Origin of the sequence: Solibacillus kalamii (genome assembly GCF_002174535.1) — a bacterium.
GTDB lineage: Bacteria > Bacillota > Bacilli > Bacillales_A > Planococcaceae > Solibacillus > Solibacillus silvestris.
On record NZ_NHNT01000001.1, the window covers coordinates 523,618 to 542,527 of the forward strand.

Consider the following 18,910-nt stretch of genomic DNA (forward strand, 5'->3'; position numbering starts at 1 on the left):
ACTATAATTTTACCCATGGATTAATGTGAATCCGTCCACTGTTTTCGCACCAGCTTCGACCAGTGCCTTTTTCGCATGGTTTAATGTTGTCCCTGTAGTATAAATATCGTCCACTACAAGTAAATTTTTATCTTTTATTGCATAAGGATTGATGACTTCAAAAAGTTGTGGGGTTTGCAGCCGCTCTTCCCGTGTTTTAAGTGATTGCTGCTCATTCGAAAGCTTTGTTAAATGATGGGTAAACGGGATATTCGCCGCCTTTAGCAATTCATCGATATGAGCAAACGTTCTTAGTCGCAAGTTTTCGGGATGCATTGGAATGGGGATAATGACACGGGTTTCATTTTTGAGCTGTTCATGGAGGATTTTATTGAATACTTTTGCAAGGAGTATGTCGTGAAGGAACTTATAGCGGTGCAAGTAATCTTTCATCGCTTCATTATAGTGGAATAAAGACACGATACCTTCTTCCTGTTGCTGCTCGATTCGTTGAAAGCGTTGTTCACAGCGGGGGCAAATTGTCTGAGGTAGTGTTTTTAACAGCAGTTCTTTCCAGCCAATGCTTTGCTGGAGCTCACGGTCACATAAGAGGCAATTCAGGATCGGCTTATTCATAACGGTTCATCTCCAATATTTTATTGCGTGCCCGGTCCATTTCTATCGTGATGCCATGGTGGAAAAACACAATATCCCCTGTAGGATACTGCACATTACGTCCTACTCTTCCGCTTATTTGGATGAGAGCACTGGATGTGAAGACTGGATTTTCCGCTCCGACTACGGCAACTTGGACATTTTTAATTGTGATTCCGCGCTCCAATATAGTCGTTGTCAATAAACCTTTTCGGTGTTCATTGCGCAATTGCAGGACTTTCTCTTTTCGATTAGGATCTTCGGAATGGACACTTTCAATGGTAGATTCTATTTTTTGAAACACGGGAGTTGCTTGTTCCATTAATTCAATTGTTGGGAAGAAGATGAGGAATGGCTCGTTCTGCCGGAGCCTTTGTTCAAACCAAGCTTTTAGTTTAAGAGGGATTTTATTTTTTTGAAATGCTTTTTCGTAATTCCATAGTGACTGGAACCTAGGAACCGGTAAGGGATAGCCATGGAATCTTCTTGCGATAAAAGAGTAGCCCCAGTTTTCTTTCCTTTGCTGAAGGAGCAGTTTGTTTGAAGGAGTAGCTGTTACAAATGCAATCGGGGCATCCGCTTTTTTTGCTTTCATGACCGCACGCTGCAACGCTTCGTCATAGGTGTACGGGAAGGCATCCGCTTCATCGACAATCATGACATCAAATGCATTTTCAAACCGATATAACTGATGCGTCGTCGCCAGAACAAGCTGCGCAAACTCGGCGTTATTTTCCGCGCCTCCGTATAGTGCATGGATCGTAATCTTTTGGAACACCTGCTGAAAACGAGGGTACAATTCCAGGACTACATCCGTTCTAGGCGTTGCCACACAAACTCTTTTACCTATTTTCAGTAATTCGTATATTGCAGCAAATAGAATCTCTGTTTTACCAGCACCACAAACTGCTTCCAAAAGGTGATTTCTGTTTTGTGCAATACTTTGGGCGAGTTCATCCGCCGCTTTTTGCTGATGAGAGGTAAGGTTGCCCGTCCATGCAAATTGAACTGGCGATTTTGATTTCCGGGTTTTCGTTCCTTTCCACAAAATTAGCTCATCACAGCTGCACATTCGCCCCATCGTAATACAGTGCCGGCAATAGTGACAGATTTTTTGACACTTCGCACAGGGAAAGGAAACAAATTTATATGGTTGTTCATTTAGACAACGCCGGCAAGTAAGCTTGGGTTCTGTAATAACAGCTGGGGTGGTTTCAAAATATCCGCGGTTGATGTAGGTGTCGATTTTTTCCTGGGAAAATGGTGTATGACGGCGCGACCAGATTCGGCCAGTGAAGAAATTTACGATTGCCGGTTCGGGGATGAGTCCGGTGTATCGGGTGTGGGTTGGATAATTAAGTATATCGGAGTCGTTTGAGACGAAGGGTTTGTGAAGTCGATAACGTTTGTTTATTGAGGTTATTGTTAACATAATTTTCGCTCCTTTATTTAGTTTTATTTTTAGAAGTTGTTGCTAATCTTTGAAATTATTTGTGTTAATGAAGTACCTCGGACTATTCTACTTTTGATACTATAGGTTCTACATTTCCCTCTTCATATTCTACTTTCAGGGGCAGGCGTTCCACTTTCAGCTCAGAATTTTCTACTTTCAGGGGCTCACGTTCCACTTTCGCCCTGTGACTTTCTACTTTTCACGGCCCACGTTCTACTTTCCAGCCACGAACTTCTAATTCCACCGCCCACTTCCGCACAATTCAAAAAACAGCCACTAACTCCCTCAGAAGTAGTGACTGTTAAGCCTAAAAATTATTTCTTAATCCATCCCATCGCCATTGCACCTTCACCTAGGTGTGTGCCGATGACCGGACCGAAGTAGCTAAGCGTGAAATCGACTGTCGGGTAAGCCGCTTCCAGAGATTTCATCCATTCGCGGGCTTCATCCTCACAGTTGGCGTGAATGACTGTTGCTTGAAGGGCGCCGTGCTTTTCGACTGCTGAAGCGAGTTGTTCTTCCACTCGGCGTAGTGCTTTTTTACGTGTACGGATTTTTTCGAATGGCACGATGACTTTGTTCTGGAAAGTTAAAATCGGTTTTACTTGAAGCAATCCGCCGATCAATGCCGCTGCTGCTGATAAACGGCCGCCGCGCTGCAGATGCTGCAGATCATCAACAATAATGTAATCATCCATCGTGTCTTTCAGATCGTTTAAGTGTGTCATAATCTGCTCGCCTGAAGCGCCTTTCGATGCTAGTTTCGCAGCTTCTTTTACATAAAATCCTTGCAAGTAGGCTGCAACTTCCGAATCAAATGCAAGAACGTTGACACCTTCCACCATTGCACCGGCTTGGACCGCACCTTGGAAAGTGCCACTAATTCCGCTTGATAAGTGAATCGTTACAATTTCATCATAATCCTTACCTAATGTTTCATAAAGCTCGACAAATTTTCCGACAGAGGGCTGCGTCGTTTTCGGAAACTCCGCTGCACCGCGCACACGGTCGTAAAATTCAGATGCTGTAATATCGATTTCTTCATCGTAAAATGTTCCTTCAATGTTGACACTTAGAGGAATCATATGGACATTGTACGAATTTCGTTCTTCAAGTGTTAAATAGGCTGTACTATCTGTAACAATTGCTGTTTTCATCGCTCTCCCACTCTCCTATGTTCATTAGTTTACATGAACTCACTATAATTGTGAACGGTAAATTGCCATTCTTATAGGGAACTTCCCGCTGTCTCAACCTCATCGCTATATGAAAAAAACATCTTGGCATCGATTCGCACAAGACGTTTTTACTTTATATTATAGAAGATAAGTTTTTATTCACTACCGATATAATAGATACTTGAAACTTTCCAACTGTCTTCCTTCTTAAATACCGTTACTTGGCGGCCGACACCGGATAGTTCGGCACCTGTGTCAATTTCTTTCGTTTCGGTCTTTAAATTGGAAAATACTTGGGCTTCTTCGCCACTATATTTAACAATCGTAATATCTTCAGCCGTACGTTTTACATCATATTGATTGAACACGTCGGAAACCGCCTCGATGTCTTCATCATAATTAAAGCCTGTCGCATTTTTTGAAATTATATTTTTATAACGTTCTAAATCTTTTTCATTAAAGGCTGCAATATACTCATTAAAAGCAGAGATAATATTATTTTTTTCTTCCTCCGGGACATCTGTAGCTTCTTCAATCGAATCTCCCATCATTTCAAAACCTACAGTACCTTCGTCGATCGTTTTCTGCAGATTTTCAGGTGAAGCTTCTTGTTTATCCCCGCAAGCCGCCAGTACAAAAACCGCCAGTACTGCTACCAACCATTTTTTCATAATTTTACAACCTCCCGCAAAACATTTTAGCACACAATATTAGAAAAACACATCTTGTATTAAATAGCACGAATAATGTTTTCTTATGCCGATTTCATTGAAAACGAATACCTTCTTTAGCCGCGTAAAAATTCGATGTTCGAATTATTTGCTATCGTCTTCAAAAGATTAGGACGAAACTTGTTCACAGATGTTTCATAGATAAAACGGCAAGGTCTATTTATTAATCCTCAATAATATGCAAAAATAAAAACAGGGAGACGAATTCGAATCCCTGTTTTAACGTATAATATGTAATTAACGTACTTCTACCCAGCCGTTTTTGATTGCTGTTACAACTGCTTGTGTACGGTCATTAACATTCATTTTTTGTAAAATACTTGATACATGGTTTTTAACCGTTTTTTCCGAGATGAATAATGTCTCACCGATTGTACGGTTTGATTGGCCATCTGTTAATAATTGAAGCACTTCGCATTCACGCTTCGTTAATAAGTGGAATGGACGGCGAATTTCTGTTTGGTGGAAATTACCTTTGTTTTCGTGCTCTGAAAGACGGCGGAATTCCGCAACCAGATTTTTCGTTACTTTCGGGTGCAGGTAAGAACCACCGTTTGAAACAACTTTGATTGCTTCAACGATTTCATCGGCATCCATTTCTTTCAGCATATAGCCAAGAGCACCTGATTTTAATGCGTGGGTTACATAAGATTCATCATCATGAATCGATAAAACCATTACTTTCGCATCTGGATATACAGCGATTAAATCAGCAGTCGCCTCAACACCGTTTTTACCTGGCATATTAATATCCATTAATACGACATCCGGTTCGTTTTGTTCATACAAGTTTACGATATCTGTACCGTCATCGCCTTCAGCAACAACTTCAAATGTGTCTTCAAAATCTAAAATACGTTTTACCCCTTCACGGAATAATTGGTGATCATCTACAATAATAATTTTCGTCATTTCGAAACCCCCTGGAATTCTGCTATCTTATCTCTTCATCTTTTGTCGGCAATGGAATTTTCATTAAAATTGTTGTTCCTTTACCGATACTGCTGCTAATTTTCAAAGAACCTTTCAGCAGATCAATTCTTTCTTTCATTCCTATAATACCGAAAGATCCTTCACGAGCGCTTTCCGTATCAAATCCAACCCCATTATCTTTTACTACAACATTAATTTCGTCACATAACCACTCAAGTTTAACAATAATCAGGTTCGGCTTTCCATGTTTCAATGCATTGTTTACACTTTCCTGCACTAAACGGAAAACGGCCACCTCATAATCTGAAGGGATTCTGCGCTCGTTATTATATGAAAGGAACTGAATCTCAACACCTGGATTGTATTCCATAATCGTAGATAAATACTTTTTCAATGTCGGATCAATACCTAAATCATCGAGTGCCATTGGACGTAAATCATAAATAATGCGGCGTACTTCTGATAAGGCGTTGCGAACGCTTATTTTCAAGTCATGAATTTCTTTTAAAGCGGCGTCTGCTCCTTTTTCTCGGAAAGTGCGGTCAATTAAATTCGAACGCATCAGCACATTCGCCATCATTTGTGCAGGCCCATCATGAATTTCACGCGATAAACGTTTTCGTTCTTCTTCCTGGGCTGCAATAATACGTATGCCAAAATCTTGTTTGATCTTCGCCTGTTCCAGTGCTGCTCCGACATTTTTCAGGTCGGTCGTCAAAAAATTGATAACAACATTTACTTGGTTCACGATATGATCCGCTCTTTCAATCGTATCATAAAGTGTGCGCAGGCGTCTTTCCAAATCGTCACGCTTATCTCTTAGCTGCTTTTCGCGCTCCCGGCAAAGGGAGACCTTTAATTGTAAGTTACTTGTATTTTCATAAGCTGCACGTATTTGCTCTTCTGAATGATTATTGAAACTTTTACTTACAACGACTAATCGCTGTCTAGACAATTGAAGCAACTTTTCCAAGTTATCACTTTCATCTATTATAATCTTTATTTCATGACGCACAACTTCCAGCTCTTGTTGCATTTCTTCAAAGTTTCTGCGGCTTTGTTCGCTTATAATAAATACATCATCTTTCGAACTTGTAATAGTTTCCAACATTCGATTAAATATTACATCAAGCGAGGCGATGTCTATTTGATTGTTTTCTAGCACTTTTTCCCCACCTTACTTAGTCAGAATGCGAACTACTCTATCTTTTTACTTTGCAACCTACTATTATAGTACATACATATTATATCATTAGTAAATCATTTTTTAAGTTAAATTATAACCACAAATTTGAAATCAAATTGTAATATTAAGGAGAATCGATAATGAGAAATAACTACATTACTGTAAAAGGTTACGGAGAATCAGAAATCATCATATCAAAATCACGTTTTTTAACTTATGTCGAACGCGTTGAGACGGAAGAAGAAGCGATTCTCTTTATAGATAAAATAAAAAAGATTCATGCATCGGCTACCCATAACTGCTCCTGCTATATGATCGGTGAGCATGACCAGATCCAAAAAGCGAATGATGACGGGGAACCAAGCGGTACTGCAGGCGTCCCTATGTTAGAAGTACTTAAAAAACAAGGTTTAAAAGATACGGTTGTTGTCGTTACTCGCTATTTCGGCGGGATTAAGCTTGGCGGAGGCGGTTTGATCCGCGCCTATAGTAAAGCTACAACAGAAGGAATCGCTGCTGCCCAAGTTGTTGAGCGAAAATTGCATTATTTAATGAAAATTGAGATTGATTATGTGTGGTTAGGGAAATTAGAAAATGAGATACGCGGTTCCCACTACCCTCTTCATGATATTCAGTATGCGGAAAATGTAGAAATTTATGTACATGTTTTAAAAGAAGAAGAGCAAACATTTATCGACTGGATTACTGAACTGACAAACGGGCAGGCAGCAATTAAAAACGAAGACGCGCTTTTCATCGAATTTTCGAAGGAATAACCTCGAAATAAATGTCATCATAATGCAAGATTTCGTTACTTTACGACAAAAGGTGATTGTAGTATATTAGATAAGATTACGAATTAACTAGTATAACCAATTAAATATAGTAACCTATCCCTAACCTAGAGGAGAATCTTTATGACAACAAGGCAAAATAAAAAGAAAGGCTCTTCGAAATTCAGATTATTTCTTAAAGTTACGATGCTTCTGACTCTTTCACTCGCAATTTGCGCAACAGCATACGGTGTCTATTTGACGAAGCAAGCCGAACATGCAGCAGACAGTGCATATGAAGTTATCGAGGACCGCAAAATGTCGGACCAGCGAGAAGTAAAAGTTGAGCCTGCCCAAGACAATGTATCTATTTTAATTTTAGGTGTCGATGATAGTGATAAGCGCGGACAAGGTGCAGATAATTCCCGCACAGATGCCCTTTTGCTTGCCACTTTGAACAATAAAACAAAAACAGTTAAACTAGTAAGTATTCCACGTGATTCATATGTTTACATCCCTCACATCGGATATAACGATAAAATCAACCATGCGCATGCGCGCGGTGGTACACTTGCTTCAATTGAAACTGTAGAAGAATTATTTGATATCCCAATTGATTACTATATGCGTGTAAACTTTAATGCCTTCATCGATATTGTCGATGCATTAGGTGGCATAGAAGCAGAAGTACCTTACGCAATGCTTGAAAAAGACGAGTTCGACCGCAACACAGTCAACTTGCAGCCAGGATTGCAAACATTGGACGGCCGTGAAGCACTGGCACTTGCCCGCACACGTAAACAGGATAATGACATTGAACGCGGTAAACGCCAACAAGAGATTATTCAGGCGATCGCTTCTAAAGCAGCATCATTTACATCACTTTCAAAATACGATGATATTTTATCCGCTGTCGGTAACAACATGAAGACAGATATGACATTTACGGAGATGAAATCGTTCTTCAGCTATTTATCAAACGGTATGCCTCGTATTGATACATTGACATTGGAAGGCTATGACGACATGTCAACAGGTGTTTACTATTACAAACTGGATGAAGAAGCGCTTGCAGAAACAAGCCATATTTTAAAAAGTCATTTAGGGCTTACTCCTGAATCGACAAACATTTCGGGCACAAGCTCTCAATCCAACTCAGCTTATACAACAAAAACGAATTCCGATACACAATAACCGAAACCAACCTCCGCAAGTAATGCGGGGGTTGGTTTTTTATATGGCGTTTCTACTATAGTATAGGGGGTGTTCTACTTTACGGGTATTCTGTTCCACTTTTCCAAGAGAAGCTTCTACCTTAGACTTGGAACTTTCTACTTTCACTTCATTTCTTTCCACTTTCCCCCAAGACTTTGCTAATAAAATCGCGCGTTCTACTTTTTCGAGGATTCGTTCTACTTTTAAATGAGAAGCTTCTACTTTAGCTTCAGAACTTTCTACTTTCACTTCATTCCGTTCCACTTTCCCCCTCGAATCTGCTAATAAATTCGCGCGTTCTACATTTCAGCCGGTCTGTTCCACATTTCCACGAAAAGTTTCTACTTTCACCTCTAAACTTTCTACATTCACTTCATCTCTTTCCACTTTAGCCGCCAAACATTCTACTTCCTCCAACAACTTGGCAAATAAATTCCCCAAAAATAAAAAACAAGCAAACGGCACGAGGCCATTTACTTGTTTCGATCTTTTCACTTATTAAATATTCTTACGAGGTTGAGCAATGGTTTGTAGTTTTTGCCGGCGAGGCCGATAATTTCTACGAACAGCTCAATAGCCACTAATATAACGGCAATGAGTAAAATTGCGCCCCATACTTTTGCCATCGAGAAGATGACAGCAGCGAGACCGAACATTGCAGCCATCGCATAAATAATCATCACTGTTTGACGATGCGAGAATCCTAAATCCAATAAACGGTGGTGTAAATGCGATTTATCCGGATCTGACCACTTTTTACCGCTACGTAAACGACGCACGATCGCGAAGAATGTATCAGAAATTGGAACTCCCAGCATAATAACCGGGATAACGAATGAAATAACAGCTACGTTTTTAAATCCTAATAGCGCGAGCACCGAAATCATAAATCCTAAAAACAGTGCACCTGTGTCCCCCATGAAAATTTTCGCTGGGTGGAAGTTGAAAAACAGGAAACCGATTGTTGCAGCAGCTAAAATTGCAGCCATTGCGATAACAATACCGTTACCCATGATCATTGCCATTACGGCTAATGTCATTAACGCAATTGTTGATACACCTGCAGCTAGTCCATCAAGACCATCGATTAAGTTAATCGCATTTGTAATACCAACAATCCAAATAATTGTGAACGGAATTCCTAACCAGCCGAATTCCAGTTCCCCACCAAACGGCAAGTTAATATTATCAATTTGAATACCGCCGACAAATACAACGATGCAGGCAGCAATGACTTGACCAAGCAGCTTAGCCTTTGCGGAAATTTCCCGCATATCATCAACAATACCTGTTGCTACAATAATTGTCGCAGCAATTAAAATTGCATATAAGTAGTCACTTTCGAAGTTCGTGACTAATTTTAAAAGTAATATCCCGATCATAAACGCACCAAAAATTGCTAAACCGCCTAATCGTGGCATAATGCGAGCATGCACTTTACGATAGTTCGGGGCATCTACAGCTCCAAGGCGAAAAGCCAATCGCTTCACAAGCGGAGTTAGTATAATAGCAGCAATAAAAGCTACGATTAAAGACACGTAAATCATGTCTCTCCTCCTTAATTTTTGTAGTATTAAGCATTACAATAAATCGCCTTTTGGAGATTCATTAAAAACTCTACATTTTTATTCAACATAAGTATAGCATGAACAATTCATAAAATATAGCTCAAATTCCTTCCACTATTTATTCCGCTCACATAAATTTTACATCTATCATTCTTCTAGTATATTTCAAACCAATCAAATAATTAATATTATAAAAGGTTGTTCATCCAATTTATTTATATTGTTCCTATGAATTCCCTTTTGGTCAGTAGTCTTTTTGTGCATTATTTGATAAAATAACGGAGTGTCTACTATATTAAAGTAGCCAATTTCAAAGGAGAGTAAAATAATGTTCTCAATTTTCAAACGTAATAAAGAGCAAACAAGTGCTCGAGAGCTAAAAAGATACTACAAAACGGTAGAGCAAATTAATAGTCTCGAAGCAACATATAGTCCTATGTCTGACGAAGAACTTCGAAATATGACATTTACATTTAAAGAGCGTTTAGAAAACGGAACACAGCTAGTTGATATTATCCCTGATGCATTTGCTGTTGTCCGTGAAGCTTCTAAACGTGTATTAAACATGCGCCACTTTGATGTGCAGTTAATTGGCGGTCTAGTTCTTACTGAAGGTAATATTGCCGAAATGCCGACAGGTGAAGGTAAAACACTTGTTGCCTCACTCCCTTCTTACGTGCGTGCATTGGAAGGCAAAGGTGTACACGTTATTACGGTAAACGATTACCTTGCAAAACGTGACTTCGAATTAATCGGACAAATTCACCGTTTCCTTGGGTTAACAGTTGGACTGAATGTTCCAATGATGGAGCCTGCAGATAAAAAGGAAGCGTACAATGCGGATATTACATATGGTGTCGGTACAGAATTCGGCTTCGACTACTTACGTGATAATATGGCACATACAATCGGCGATAAAGTACAGCGTCCATACCACTTTGCGATTATCGATGAAGTAGATTCTGTCTTAATTGACGAAGCGAAAACACCTTTAATCATCGCGGGTAAAATGGGTGCAAACGAAGAACTGCACCGTATTGCTGCAATGTTGGCGAAACGTTTCAAAGCTGAAGTAGATTATGATTTCGATGACGAAACGAAAGCGACTTCTTTAACAGATCAAGGTATCGAAAAAGTTGAAGCGGCATTCGGAGTCGACAACTTATACGATTTAGAACATCAAACTTTGTACCACTACGTAATTCAGGCAGTACGTGCACACGTTATGTTTGAGCGTGATGTTGATTACATCGTGCGTGATGACAAAATCGAATTAGTCGATATGTTTACTGGCCGTATCATGGAAGGCCGTTCACTTTCTGATGGCTTACATCAGGCGATTGAAGCGAAAGAAGGCGTGACAATCACTGAGGAAAACAAAGCACAGGCACAAGTTACAATTCAAAACTATTTCCGTATGTATCCGAAATTATCAGGGATGACAGGTACTGCGAAAACTCAAGAAAAGGAAATTTTAGAAGTTTACGGTATGCGTGTTATTCAAATACCGACAAACCGTCCACGTCGTCGCTTGGACCAACCGGACATCGTATTCGAAAAAATCGAGCAAAAATACGAATATGTTGCACAGGAAGTATTGCGTCGCCATGAAAAAGGACAACCGGTATTAATCGGGACAACTTCTATTTTACAATCAGAAAAAGTAGCAGATTATTTAAAAAGACACGGCTTACAGTTCCAATTATTAAATGCGAAAACAGTCGAACAAGAGGTTGAATTAATCTCGGAAGCCGGACAAAAAAATCGTATTACGGTTGCGACAAACATGGCAGGACGTGGGACGGATATCGTATTAGGTGAAGGCGTGGATGAGCTTGGAGGTTTATTTGTAATCGGTACTGAAAAGCACGAAAGCCGTCGTGTCGACAATCAATTGCGCGGACGTTCCGGTCGTCAAGGTGACGTAGGTGAAACTCGATTTATCCTTTCAATTGAAGACGATATGTTCAAACGTTTCGCAAAAGATGATGTCGAGAAATTCCGAAAAAAAATGACAACAGATGAAATTGGTCTTATTCAAAACAAAGAAGTGACAGAGCTAATCGAACGTACACAGCGTATCGTTGAAGGCGCACACTTCTCTATGCGTGAATATAACTTAAAACTGGATGATGTGATTAATGATCAACGTCGTGTTGTTTATGATTTACGTGATAAAGTATTACGCAATGAAAATCTTCTGGAACATTTAGTGACGATGATGAAGGAAACTGTAGATTTTGCCGTTCGTGAAAATGCCCCTGAAGATAAAGATGTACTTGAGTGGGATTTCGATAAAATGGAACGCACAGTGAACTCTTTATTCTTAACACCTGTGACTGTGAACCGCGAAGAAACAAAAGTGAAGAAAATGCTCGATGCAATGGATCCCTCTGTAAAAGAGTTAACAGAAGTTATCGAAGGCTTTGCTGAAAACGAACAAATTATGGCGATTATTCCGCAAGTCATGTTAAGTTTCATCGATCAAATGTGGGTAAAACATTTAGAACAGATGGCTCACTTAAAAGAAGGTATCGGCTTACGTCATTACCAGCAGGAAGATCCGATGCGTATTTATCAACGTGAAGGACTTGAATTATTCGGTAAAAACTATCAGGAACTTCGCCGCAAAATAGTAGAAGAACTTGTAACATTTATGAAAAACATTACGATGAATGTGGAGGAATAGCAGATGGGTTTATTCGATTTATTTAAAAAAGGTGACAAAGTAGGTAAAGACAGTGCTGTTGATTCTTCATCAGTCGTAAAAACATCTGGTGATACTTCTAAAAAAGGTGCAAATCGCGATGTTATAACAAAATTATCGTTCCACCCTGAATGGGATGTACCACAAGAACAAAAGTATGTATTTAATTTCTTGGCAAATGATTTGGCACCATTGAAACCAAATCAGCTATCGTTGTCAGCAATTAATATTGAGCCTTCATTGGCGAACGGTTCTTGGAATGTTAAAGCATTTTTCCGTTCTTCATTAACAAAAGCAATTGAATTAGGCGAAATCGAGTTATTAATTTTAGATAAAGATGATAACCGAATTGCTTCACATTACTTTGATTTTAAAGAACTAGGTGTGATCCCAGCAGAAAGTGCTCGTCCATGGATTTTCACGTTCCCTGCTTCTTCAATTACTGCAGACGAAGTGCCTGAAGAAGGCTGGAAAATTTCATTCAACTTACTTTCATTACGCGGTCACCAATTAGACTTGGATGATACTTGGAAGAAACAATTACCGAAAGATCAGCAAGAAAAACTAGCTGAAATTGTGAAAACTTTACCGAAGTTAGGAAAAACAGAAGTAAACTTCACAGGACTGCAAGCGAAATTAAACGATGATGGCAGCTTCCACGCATCAATTTTCATCCGTAACGGCCATGAAAAAGCGATCAACTTGGAACAGTTACCACTTGAAATTATGGATGCACGCAATGTCTTAGTTGCTAAAGGATCGTTCAAATTAGACCCTGTATTAACAGTACAGCCTAATACGACAAAACCTTGGACATTCATCTTCCCTAAAGAATTAGTAACAGCTGAAGGCGCTGACTTATCTCGCTGGACAGCTCGCGTACCACAATAGTTTTATATGAAAAGGCAGCATTCGGAAGTCATTAAATGGCTTTCGGGTGCTTTTTTTGGTTTGTGGCTTGCTTATATTTGCTGATTTTTCGGGAAAAGTAGAAGATTTCTCTGCTAATGTAGAACGAAGCGCTGGTAATGTGGAATGTTGCGGGCTTACGTAGAAAATTCTGCTTAAAAAGTAGAACGCTCATTCTTTATTTGCCATCCTGTCTTGAGATGTAGAATGTTTCTGATCTATTGAGGAAACTTTCACTATTAATGTAGAACGGTTCACTCGGAATGTAGAAAGTAGCAGCACTTATGTAGAAATTTCCGCATTGAAAGTAGAACATCGACTTTTTATTCACCATTCATCAGGAAATGTGGAAAGTTTCAGCTCAAATGTAGAACGAAGCGCTCATAATGTGGAATGTGTCGTAACTTATGTAGAACATTTCTCTCATAAAGTAGAACGCCATCCAATCTAGCTTCCCCACTCAAAATATAGATACCCAATCTATCATTCAGCCCCACTACCAAGCCCAAACCACACCAAAAAATCCCCCATCCTATAAAAGGTGAGAGATTATAATTACGAATTATGCAGTATGTAGTAGTGTGGATAAGCTATGTATTATTCTGCTTCTGGAGTGTTGTCTACATCTGAATCGTCTGCATCTGCTACAAGGGCTTCTTCTGTTGAGAAGTTGGCGATGCGTTTAGCACCTACGTACTTTTTACCCCAGTAATATTTGTCGTTAATGCTTGTTTTGATAACACCCTTGCTTGTAGAAGCGTGGATGAATTTTCCTGAACCAATGTAAATCCCTACATGAGAGATGCGTTTGCCTGATGTGTTGAAAAATACTAAATCGCCTGGCTCAAGGTCACTTTTCTTAACTTTCGTACCTTGCGTATACATATCTGAAGATGTGCGATTCAGTGATGTGATGCCTAGTTCTTTAAATACGTGACGTACATAGCCAGAGCAGTCAAAGCCTTTTGCTGATGTACCGCCGTATGAATAGCGAACTCCTAAATATTTTGAAGAGACTTCTTTTAACTCATCAATCGAGTAAACAGATTCTTCTGCAGAAGCTTCCTTTTCATTCACCGGTGCGAAGAAAATTACGAAGGCAGCTGCCAAAGTTAGTACGGTATTGCGTATTAATTTTAAGTAATCCATCGTGTTCCCCCAACCAATAAATTTTCTGAAAACTTAACTGATATTAGGTTAACACGAGATTATATTTAATGACATTACAGTTATGTAACAACAAAGTTACATTTACCCGATTTTAAATAACCTCAAACATTGCTAAAGGACCTATTTTAATTAGGATTTTTACACTATTACCAAAACAAATACCGCTATTATTTGTAATATTAACCAATATTCAAGCCCTTTTTTGTAACATTTGTAACATTATCACGAATTCATGTAACAAAAAAGAACTAGTAAGCAATTTTCAACACCACTTATTAGCTCTTCACTATTTTATTTTAAATTATTAATGCGTTTGTATGCGACAAAACGCTCATCCCAATATTTTTCTTTGACATTCGAAACCGTAATTCCCTTTGAACCCGCATGGATAAATTCATCATTACCAATATAAATACCCATATGTGAGACATTTGGGATAAATGTATTTTTGAAAAATACTAAATCTCCCGGTACAGGTTGCGTCACTTTTGTCGTATCCTGTTCGAAATACATAAGACTGCTTTTACGATCCATTTGGATACCAACTGAATTAAATATGTAGTTTACAAAGCCGCTACAGTCAAATCCATCTGTTGTCGTTCCGCCGTATTTATAAGGTGTGCCTAATACTGCATTAGCCGTTTCAATAGCTTGTGCATAAAGGCGTTCTGTTTGTTGCGAAACCTTCCCAGGCATTGCAACTTCCTTCTTCAACTGTTTTTCAATCGCATCATCTGCTGTTTGATTAAAATTAATTTCCGCTTCCACTGTTTTGGCAGAAGGTGCTTCAACAGCTAAGTCTTTAGTTGACTGCTGGCTGATTGTGAGCTTTTGACCAACTTTAATCGCATCCGTTTTCAAATTGTTCAGCTGTTTAATACTCGCTACCGATATACTATACTTTTTAGCGATCTTTGTTAAATTATCACCTTTAATAACGGTATGAGAAACTGCATTTTGAAGGGTTTCGACTTTTTCCTCTACAACTGAAACAGCTGTTGTTTTTGCCGCCGCAGTTTTGCTCACTGCACTTTTTGCTGGTGCAACGACCAGTTTTTGTGCGATAAAAATGCGATCTAGAGATAGTTTGTTCCATTGTCTAAGCTGATTAATCGTCGTGTTGTGAGCTTTCGCAATTTTTGTTAACGTATCGCCATGTTTCACCGTATAGGTGGATGCTTGGGCATCGGGTGCAATGAATAGTGCAAGTGAAAATGTGACACCTGTCAGCACTAACTTCCATTTATTATTCAATATGATAACTCCCCCTTCTTAATGAAACTATTTTTTACTCTATTTTACTTAATTTTTAATAGAGGATACAACCCTCTTTTAATAAGAAGATTAATCGGATAGCTATATTTTTCTTCTATTACTATACTCACATAGTAATATTATGAAATAGAAATTAACGAATATTTTATAGACACTGAATTATTGCAAAATGATTTCTTAAAATATGCTTGTATTTTAATAGTTTTATGATAGAATTAGTTTTTGTTAAAAGATTTAAATTTTTAGAAAACTTTGTATTTTCAAATTAAAGGAGTTAAGTCAACATGAATAGCAAGTCAAGTTTTTTCCGTGAGAATATCGCGGTCGGTTTTATGTTATTTGCATTGTTCCTAGGTGCAGGTAATATCATATTCCCACCACAACTAGGTCAAATGGCGGGGGAAAATATTGTAATATCCATGATCGGATTTTTAATAACAGGAGTAGGGTTGCCTCTATTAGGTATTATTGCCGTAGCAAAGAACGGCGGAGACTTAGAAATATTGGCAGGTCGCATTAATCCATATTTCGGTATAATTTTCACGTCGATTATATACTTGTCGATCGGACCATTCTTTGCAATTCCGCGTACTGGTGCTGTGTCATATTCAATCGGTGTGGAACCGTTTTTAACAGAAGCAATGAAAGGTAGCTGGATTCCATTATTTATTACAACACTTATCTTTTTCGGAATCACATTCTACTTAGCATATAACCCGACAAAAATCGTCGACCGTGTCGGAAAAATTTTAACACCTGCTCTTTTAGTCGTTATTTGTTTACTTGCGATTAAAGCCGTTATTACTCCGTTAGGTGAACCTGTTGAAGCACAGGGACCATATATTAATAACGCTTTTGGTGAATCGTTCATTCAAGGGTACTTAACGATGGACGTACTCGCATCATTGGTTTTCGGGATTGTTATCGTTCAATCATTAGTTGCCCGTGGTGTAACTGATAGAGCTAAACAAGTTAAAATTACAATTTTCGCAGGGATTGTCGCTGCAATTGGTTTAGCATTTGTTTATGTATCATTAGGTTATATCGGGGTAACAAGTACATCGGCAATCGGCTTCCATGAAGATGGCGGTACAATTATTTCTTTGGCAGCACAGCAACTATATGGACAAGCCGGTAAGATTATTTTATCAGCCGTAATCATTTTAGCTTGTTTAACAACATCTGTAGGTCTCTTATCTGCAAACGCAACATTTTTCCATAAGATTTTCCCAAAACTTTCTTACCAGGTGTACTTAGTTATTTTCGCACTTTTCAGCTTCGGTGTTTCAAACTTTGGATTATCGGATTTAATTAATCTATCATTGCCTGTTTTGGTTGCAATTTATCCATTCGCAATTGTGCTTATGATTTTTGCATTATTCGGAAACCTTTTCAATCATGCACCGAGCGTGTATGGAATGGCTTTAATTTTCACAGGTATTGTTGCAATTTATGACGGAATCAAACAAGCCGGATTCGAAATCGAAGCTTACGATAAGTTTTTATCAATCTTCCCGTTTTATGAGCAAGGCATAGCATGGGTTGTCCCTGCATTAGTCGGTGGTGTCATCGGCTACATCATGTATTTAGCAAAACGAAAATAAGTTTAATTACTAGAATGAGGGTAAGTTATAAGTGTAAAAACTTGTAACTTACCCTCTTTTATTGACTAAAAATAGATTAAAATAATTTTTTACATTTACCATAAATTAGTGAAGTATTCATGATAAAATATGGTAATATCGCTATTGTGGCATTACGCATTACATTTTAGAAAAATAAAACTAATGAGGTGGACTCATGCTAAAAAGACGTTTGTCAGCAATACTGTTTTTCATCATGTGCCTAACCGTTCCTTTGACGGTGCTAGGTGCTCCTTTAGATGAAGCAAAACAGATTGTTAAGGAAAACTATGTAGGGAATATTAATGGTGATATCAACCGTGCTACAAGCATCGACCAACTGACAGAAATGCTCGATTCGTATTCCGCTTACTTTACACCGGAAGAATTCGATGAGTTTATTAATGGCGTGGACCTTACTACTGTAGGCATCGGCGTTATCATCGAAAAGGTTGAAGGCGGTATTCAAATATCCGAGCTGATCGATGGGGGCAGCGCAAAAAATGCCGGCTTAAAAGTTGGCGATATCATCACAGAGATTGATGGGAAACCGGTTGCAGAACTGACAATCGACCAGGCTTCTTTACTTATAAAAGGCGCAGCAAATACAACGGTTTCTTTAACGCTTTCACGTGAAGACGGCACCATTATAACGAAAAAATTAACACGTAAAGCTTTCTCACTTCCTAATGTGGAAACAAAGCTTTTATACGGTAATACGGGATACATTTCATTGAATTCATTTTCAAACGACACGGCGAGTCTCGTTTCAAAAGCCATTCGTGATTTGAAAAATAAAGGGGCCAAATCATTTATTTTCGATTTGCAAAATAACGGGGGCGGCTATGTAACCGCAGCAGAACAGCTTATCGGTATGTTCCCGAATGCCTCCTATGCCTATAAACTGAAAGAAACTTCGGGGACATCTATTGTACGATCGATGAAGCAATCAACAACATTCCCTGAAAATACGAAAATGCTTATAAATCGATATAGTGCCAGCTCGTCGGAAATGACTGCGGCCGCACTTTCCGATCAAAAAGCAGTCACACTTTACGGGGAAACGACTTATGGTAAAGGCTCGATGCAGGCATTTTACGAGCTTGAAGATGGCAGCTTTCTAAAATTAACAGTTGGCCATTTTTATGGTCCAAACGGTACGAAAATAAATGAAGTTGGGGTTAAACCTCATATTAAAACAGCAAGCGAGCCCCTCTTTAAAGCACATTACGATACAATCGCTTCAAACTTAAAAAACTATAAAGAACTTGCTGCCTTAAAAAATGTTCCGTTAAATAAAACATTTACAATCAAGTTTACCGCTAAACTGGCGAAAGAGCTGAATGCTTCTTCCATAGAACTAGTAGAGCTGGGTGCAGATACTGTAAAAACAGCTCACAAATTATCGGGTCAACAGCTCGTTGTTACCCCTGCAAAAGAATTAACGGCTGGCAAAGAATATGCCCTCATCGTTCATCCTAAAGTAAAAAATGAGAAAGGCAAAAATTTAAAAGCCGGTGTTTATTTACATGTAACGACAAAACAGTAAAAGAAAAA

17 protein-coding genes are annotated in these 18,910 nt (G+C 38.8%); 6 read left to right on the plus strand and 11 right to left on the minus strand.

Annotated features, from left to right (window positions below):
- Nucleotides 1-9: 9 nt before the first annotated feature.
- From CBM15_RS02540 to CBM15_RS02565, 6 genes are all read right to left on the minus strand, one after another.
- Complete coding sequence (locus tag CBM15_RS02540) at nucleotides 10-615, minus strand: ComF family protein (RefSeq protein WP_087615609.1); 606 nt, start codon at nucleotides 613-615, stop codon at nucleotides 10-12.
- Complete coding sequence (locus CBM15_RS02545; protein WP_338057538.1) at nucleotides 608-1,681, minus strand: ATP-dependent helicase ComFA; 1,074 nt, start codon at nucleotides 1,679-1,681, stop codon at nucleotides 608-610. Before CBM15_RS02545 ends, CBM15_RS02540 begins: the two co-directional genes overlap by 8 nt.
- 719 nt (nucleotides 1,682-2,400) lie before the next feature.
- On the minus strand, nucleotides 2,401-3,243 hold the full coding sequence (locus CBM15_RS02550; RefSeq protein ID WP_087615611.1) for a DegV family protein: 843 nt from the start codon (nucleotides 3,241-3,243) through the stop codon (nucleotides 2,401-2,403).
- A 176-nt stretch (nucleotides 3,244-3,419) separates the two neighbouring features.
- Nucleotides 3,420-3,935 (minus strand): nuclear transport factor 2 family protein, encoded by a 516-nt coding sequence (locus CBM15_RS02555; RefSeq protein WP_087615612.1) that lies wholly within the window; start codon nucleotides 3,933-3,935, stop codon nucleotides 3,420-3,422.
- Nucleotides 3,936-4,232: 297 nt separating this feature from the next.
- On the minus strand, nucleotides 4,233-4,907 hold the full coding sequence (locus CBM15_RS02560) for a response regulator (protein ID WP_008407366.1): 675 nt from the start codon (nucleotides 4,905-4,907) through the stop codon (nucleotides 4,233-4,235).
- 22 nt (nucleotides 4,908-4,929) lie between these two features.
- Complete coding sequence (locus CBM15_RS02565; protein ID WP_087615613.1) at nucleotides 4,930-6,093, minus strand: sensor histidine kinase; 1,164 nt, start codon at nucleotides 6,091-6,093, stop codon at nucleotides 4,930-4,932.
- A gap of 161 nt (nucleotides 6,094-6,254) precedes the next feature.
- Between CBM15_RS02565 and CBM15_RS02570 the strand changes: the two genes are divergently transcribed.
- Both CBM15_RS02570 and CBM15_RS02575 read left to right on the plus strand, forming a co-directional pair.
- Nucleotides 6,255-6,890 carry a YigZ family protein gene (locus CBM15_RS02570; RefSeq protein WP_087615614.1) on the plus strand — a complete coding sequence of 212 codons (636 nt, stop codon included), beginning with the start codon at nucleotides 6,255-6,257 and terminating at the stop codon, nucleotides 6,888-6,890.
- Nucleotides 6,891-7,031: 141 nt separating this feature from the next.
- Nucleotides 7,032-8,081 carry an LCP family protein gene (locus tag CBM15_RS02575; protein WP_087615615.1) on the plus strand — a complete coding sequence of 350 codons (1,050 nt, stop codon included), beginning with the start codon at nucleotides 7,032-7,034 and terminating at the stop codon, nucleotides 8,079-8,081.
- Nucleotides 8,082-8,120: 39 nt separating this feature from the next.
- Here CBM15_RS02575 and CBM15_RS02580 read toward each other — a convergent pair whose 3' ends face one another.
- Genes CBM15_RS02580 through CBM15_RS02585 form a run of 3 tightly spaced genes read right to left on the minus strand, consistent with a single transcriptional unit; the run spans nucleotide 8,121 to nucleotide 9,649 of the window.
- Entirely contained in the window at nucleotides 8,121-8,366 is a 246-nt protein-coding gene (locus CBM15_RS02580) for a hypothetical protein (protein ID WP_087615616.1), read from the minus strand.
- 42 nt (nucleotides 8,367-8,408) lie between these two features.
- Nucleotides 8,409-8,597: a hypothetical protein gene (locus tag CBM15_RS19105; RefSeq protein WP_140405547.1), complete on the minus strand. Its 189-nt coding sequence runs from the start codon at nucleotides 8,595-8,597 to the stop codon at nucleotides 8,409-8,411.
- Nucleotides 8,594-9,649, minus strand: coding sequence for a glycosyltransferase family 4 protein (locus CBM15_RS02585; RefSeq protein ID WP_014824666.1), 1,056 nt, complete (start codon nucleotides 9,647-9,649; stop codon nucleotides 8,594-8,596). Before CBM15_RS02585 ends, CBM15_RS19105 begins: the two co-directional genes overlap by 4 nt.
- Before the next feature lie 349 nt (nucleotides 9,650-9,998).
- Here CBM15_RS02585 and secA2 point away from each other — a divergent pair, with 349 nt between their 5' ends.
- Nucleotides 9,999-12,359: an accessory Sec system translocase SecA2 gene (secA2, locus tag CBM15_RS02590; protein WP_087615617.1), complete on the plus strand. Its 2,361-nt coding sequence runs from the start codon at nucleotides 9,999-10,001 to the stop codon at nucleotides 12,357-12,359.
- Nucleotides 12,360-12,362: 3 nt separating this feature from the next.
- Nucleotides 12,363-13,268: an accessory Sec system S-layer assembly protein gene (locus tag CBM15_RS02595; protein ID WP_087615618.1), complete on the plus strand. Its 906-nt coding sequence runs from the start codon at nucleotides 12,363-12,365 to the stop codon at nucleotides 13,266-13,268.
- Between the two features lie 615 nt (nucleotides 13,269-13,883).
- Here CBM15_RS02595 and CBM15_RS02600 read toward each other — a convergent pair.
- Nucleotides 13,884-14,435, minus strand: coding sequence for a C40 family peptidase (locus CBM15_RS02600; RefSeq protein WP_087615619.1), 552 nt, complete (start codon nucleotides 14,433-14,435; stop codon nucleotides 13,884-13,886).
- Between the two features lie 312 nt (nucleotides 14,436-14,747).
- Nucleotides 14,748-15,710 carry a C40 family peptidase gene (locus tag CBM15_RS02605; RefSeq protein ID WP_239534734.1) on the minus strand — a complete coding sequence of 321 codons (963 nt, stop codon included), beginning with the start codon at nucleotides 15,708-15,710 and terminating at the stop codon, nucleotides 14,748-14,750.
- A gap of 305 nt (nucleotides 15,711-16,015) precedes the next feature.
- Here CBM15_RS02605 and brnQ point away from each other — a divergent pair, with 305 nt between their 5' ends.
- Nucleotides 16,016-17,335, plus strand: a complete 1,320-nt coding sequence (gene brnQ / locus CBM15_RS02610; protein ID WP_087615621.1) for a branched-chain amino acid transport system II carrier protein — start codon at nucleotides 16,016-16,018, stop codon at nucleotides 17,333-17,335.
- Between the two features lie 196 nt (nucleotides 17,336-17,531).
- The gene (locus CBM15_RS02615) at nucleotides 17,532-18,902 is read left to right on the plus strand and encodes a S41 family peptidase (protein ID WP_087615622.1); all 1,371 of its coding nucleotides are present in this window, start codon (nucleotides 17,532-17,534) and stop codon (nucleotides 18,900-18,902) included.
- The last annotated feature ends 8 nt before the right edge of the window (nucleotides 18,903-18,910 follow it).

Excerpts from the sequence above, each read along its gene's own strand:
- CBM15_RS02540 (WP_087615609.1), bottom strand. The coding sequence starts at position 615 with ATGAATAAGCCGATCCTGAATTGCCTCTTATGTGACCGTGAGCTCCAG.
- CBM15_RS02550 (WP_087615611.1), bottom strand. The coding sequence starts at position 3,243 with ATGAAAACAGCAATTGTTACAGATAGTACAGCCTATTTAACACTTGAA.
- CBM15_RS02555 (WP_087615612.1), bottom strand. The coding sequence starts at position 3,935 with ATGAAAAAATGGTTGGTAGCAGTACTGGCGGTTTTTGTACTGGCGGCT.
- CBM15_RS02560 (WP_008407366.1), bottom strand. The coding sequence starts at position 4,907 with ATGACGAAAATTATTATTGTAGATGATCACCAATTATTCCGTGAAGGG.
- CBM15_RS02570 (WP_087615614.1), top strand. The coding sequence starts at position 6,255 with ATGAGAAATAACTACATTACTGTAAAAGGTTACGGAGAATCAGAAATC.
- CBM15_RS02575 (WP_087615615.1), top strand. The coding sequence starts at position 7,032 with ATGACAACAAGGCAAAATAAAAAGAAAGGCTCTTCGAAATTCAGATTA.
- CBM15_RS02585 (WP_014824666.1), bottom strand. The coding sequence starts at position 9,649 with ATGATTTACGTGTCTTTAATCGTAGCTTTTATTGCTGCTATTATACTA.
- secA2 (WP_087615617.1), top strand. The coding sequence starts at position 9,999 with ATGTTCTCAATTTTCAAACGTAATAAAGAGCAAACAAGTGCTCGAGAG.
- CBM15_RS02595 (WP_087615618.1), top strand. The coding sequence starts at position 12,363 with ATGGGTTTATTCGATTTATTTAAAAAAGGTGACAAAGTAGGTAAAGAC.
- CBM15_RS02600 (WP_087615619.1), bottom strand. The coding sequence starts at position 14,435 with ATGGATTACTTAAAATTAATACGCAATACCGTACTAACTTTGGCAGCT.
- brnQ (WP_087615621.1), top strand. The coding sequence starts at position 16,016 with ATGAATAGCAAGTCAAGTTTTTTCCGTGAGAATATCGCGGTCGGTTTT.
- CBM15_RS02615 (WP_087615622.1), top strand. The coding sequence starts at position 17,532 with ATGCTAAAAAGACGTTTGTCAGCAATACTGTTTTTCATCATGTGCCTA.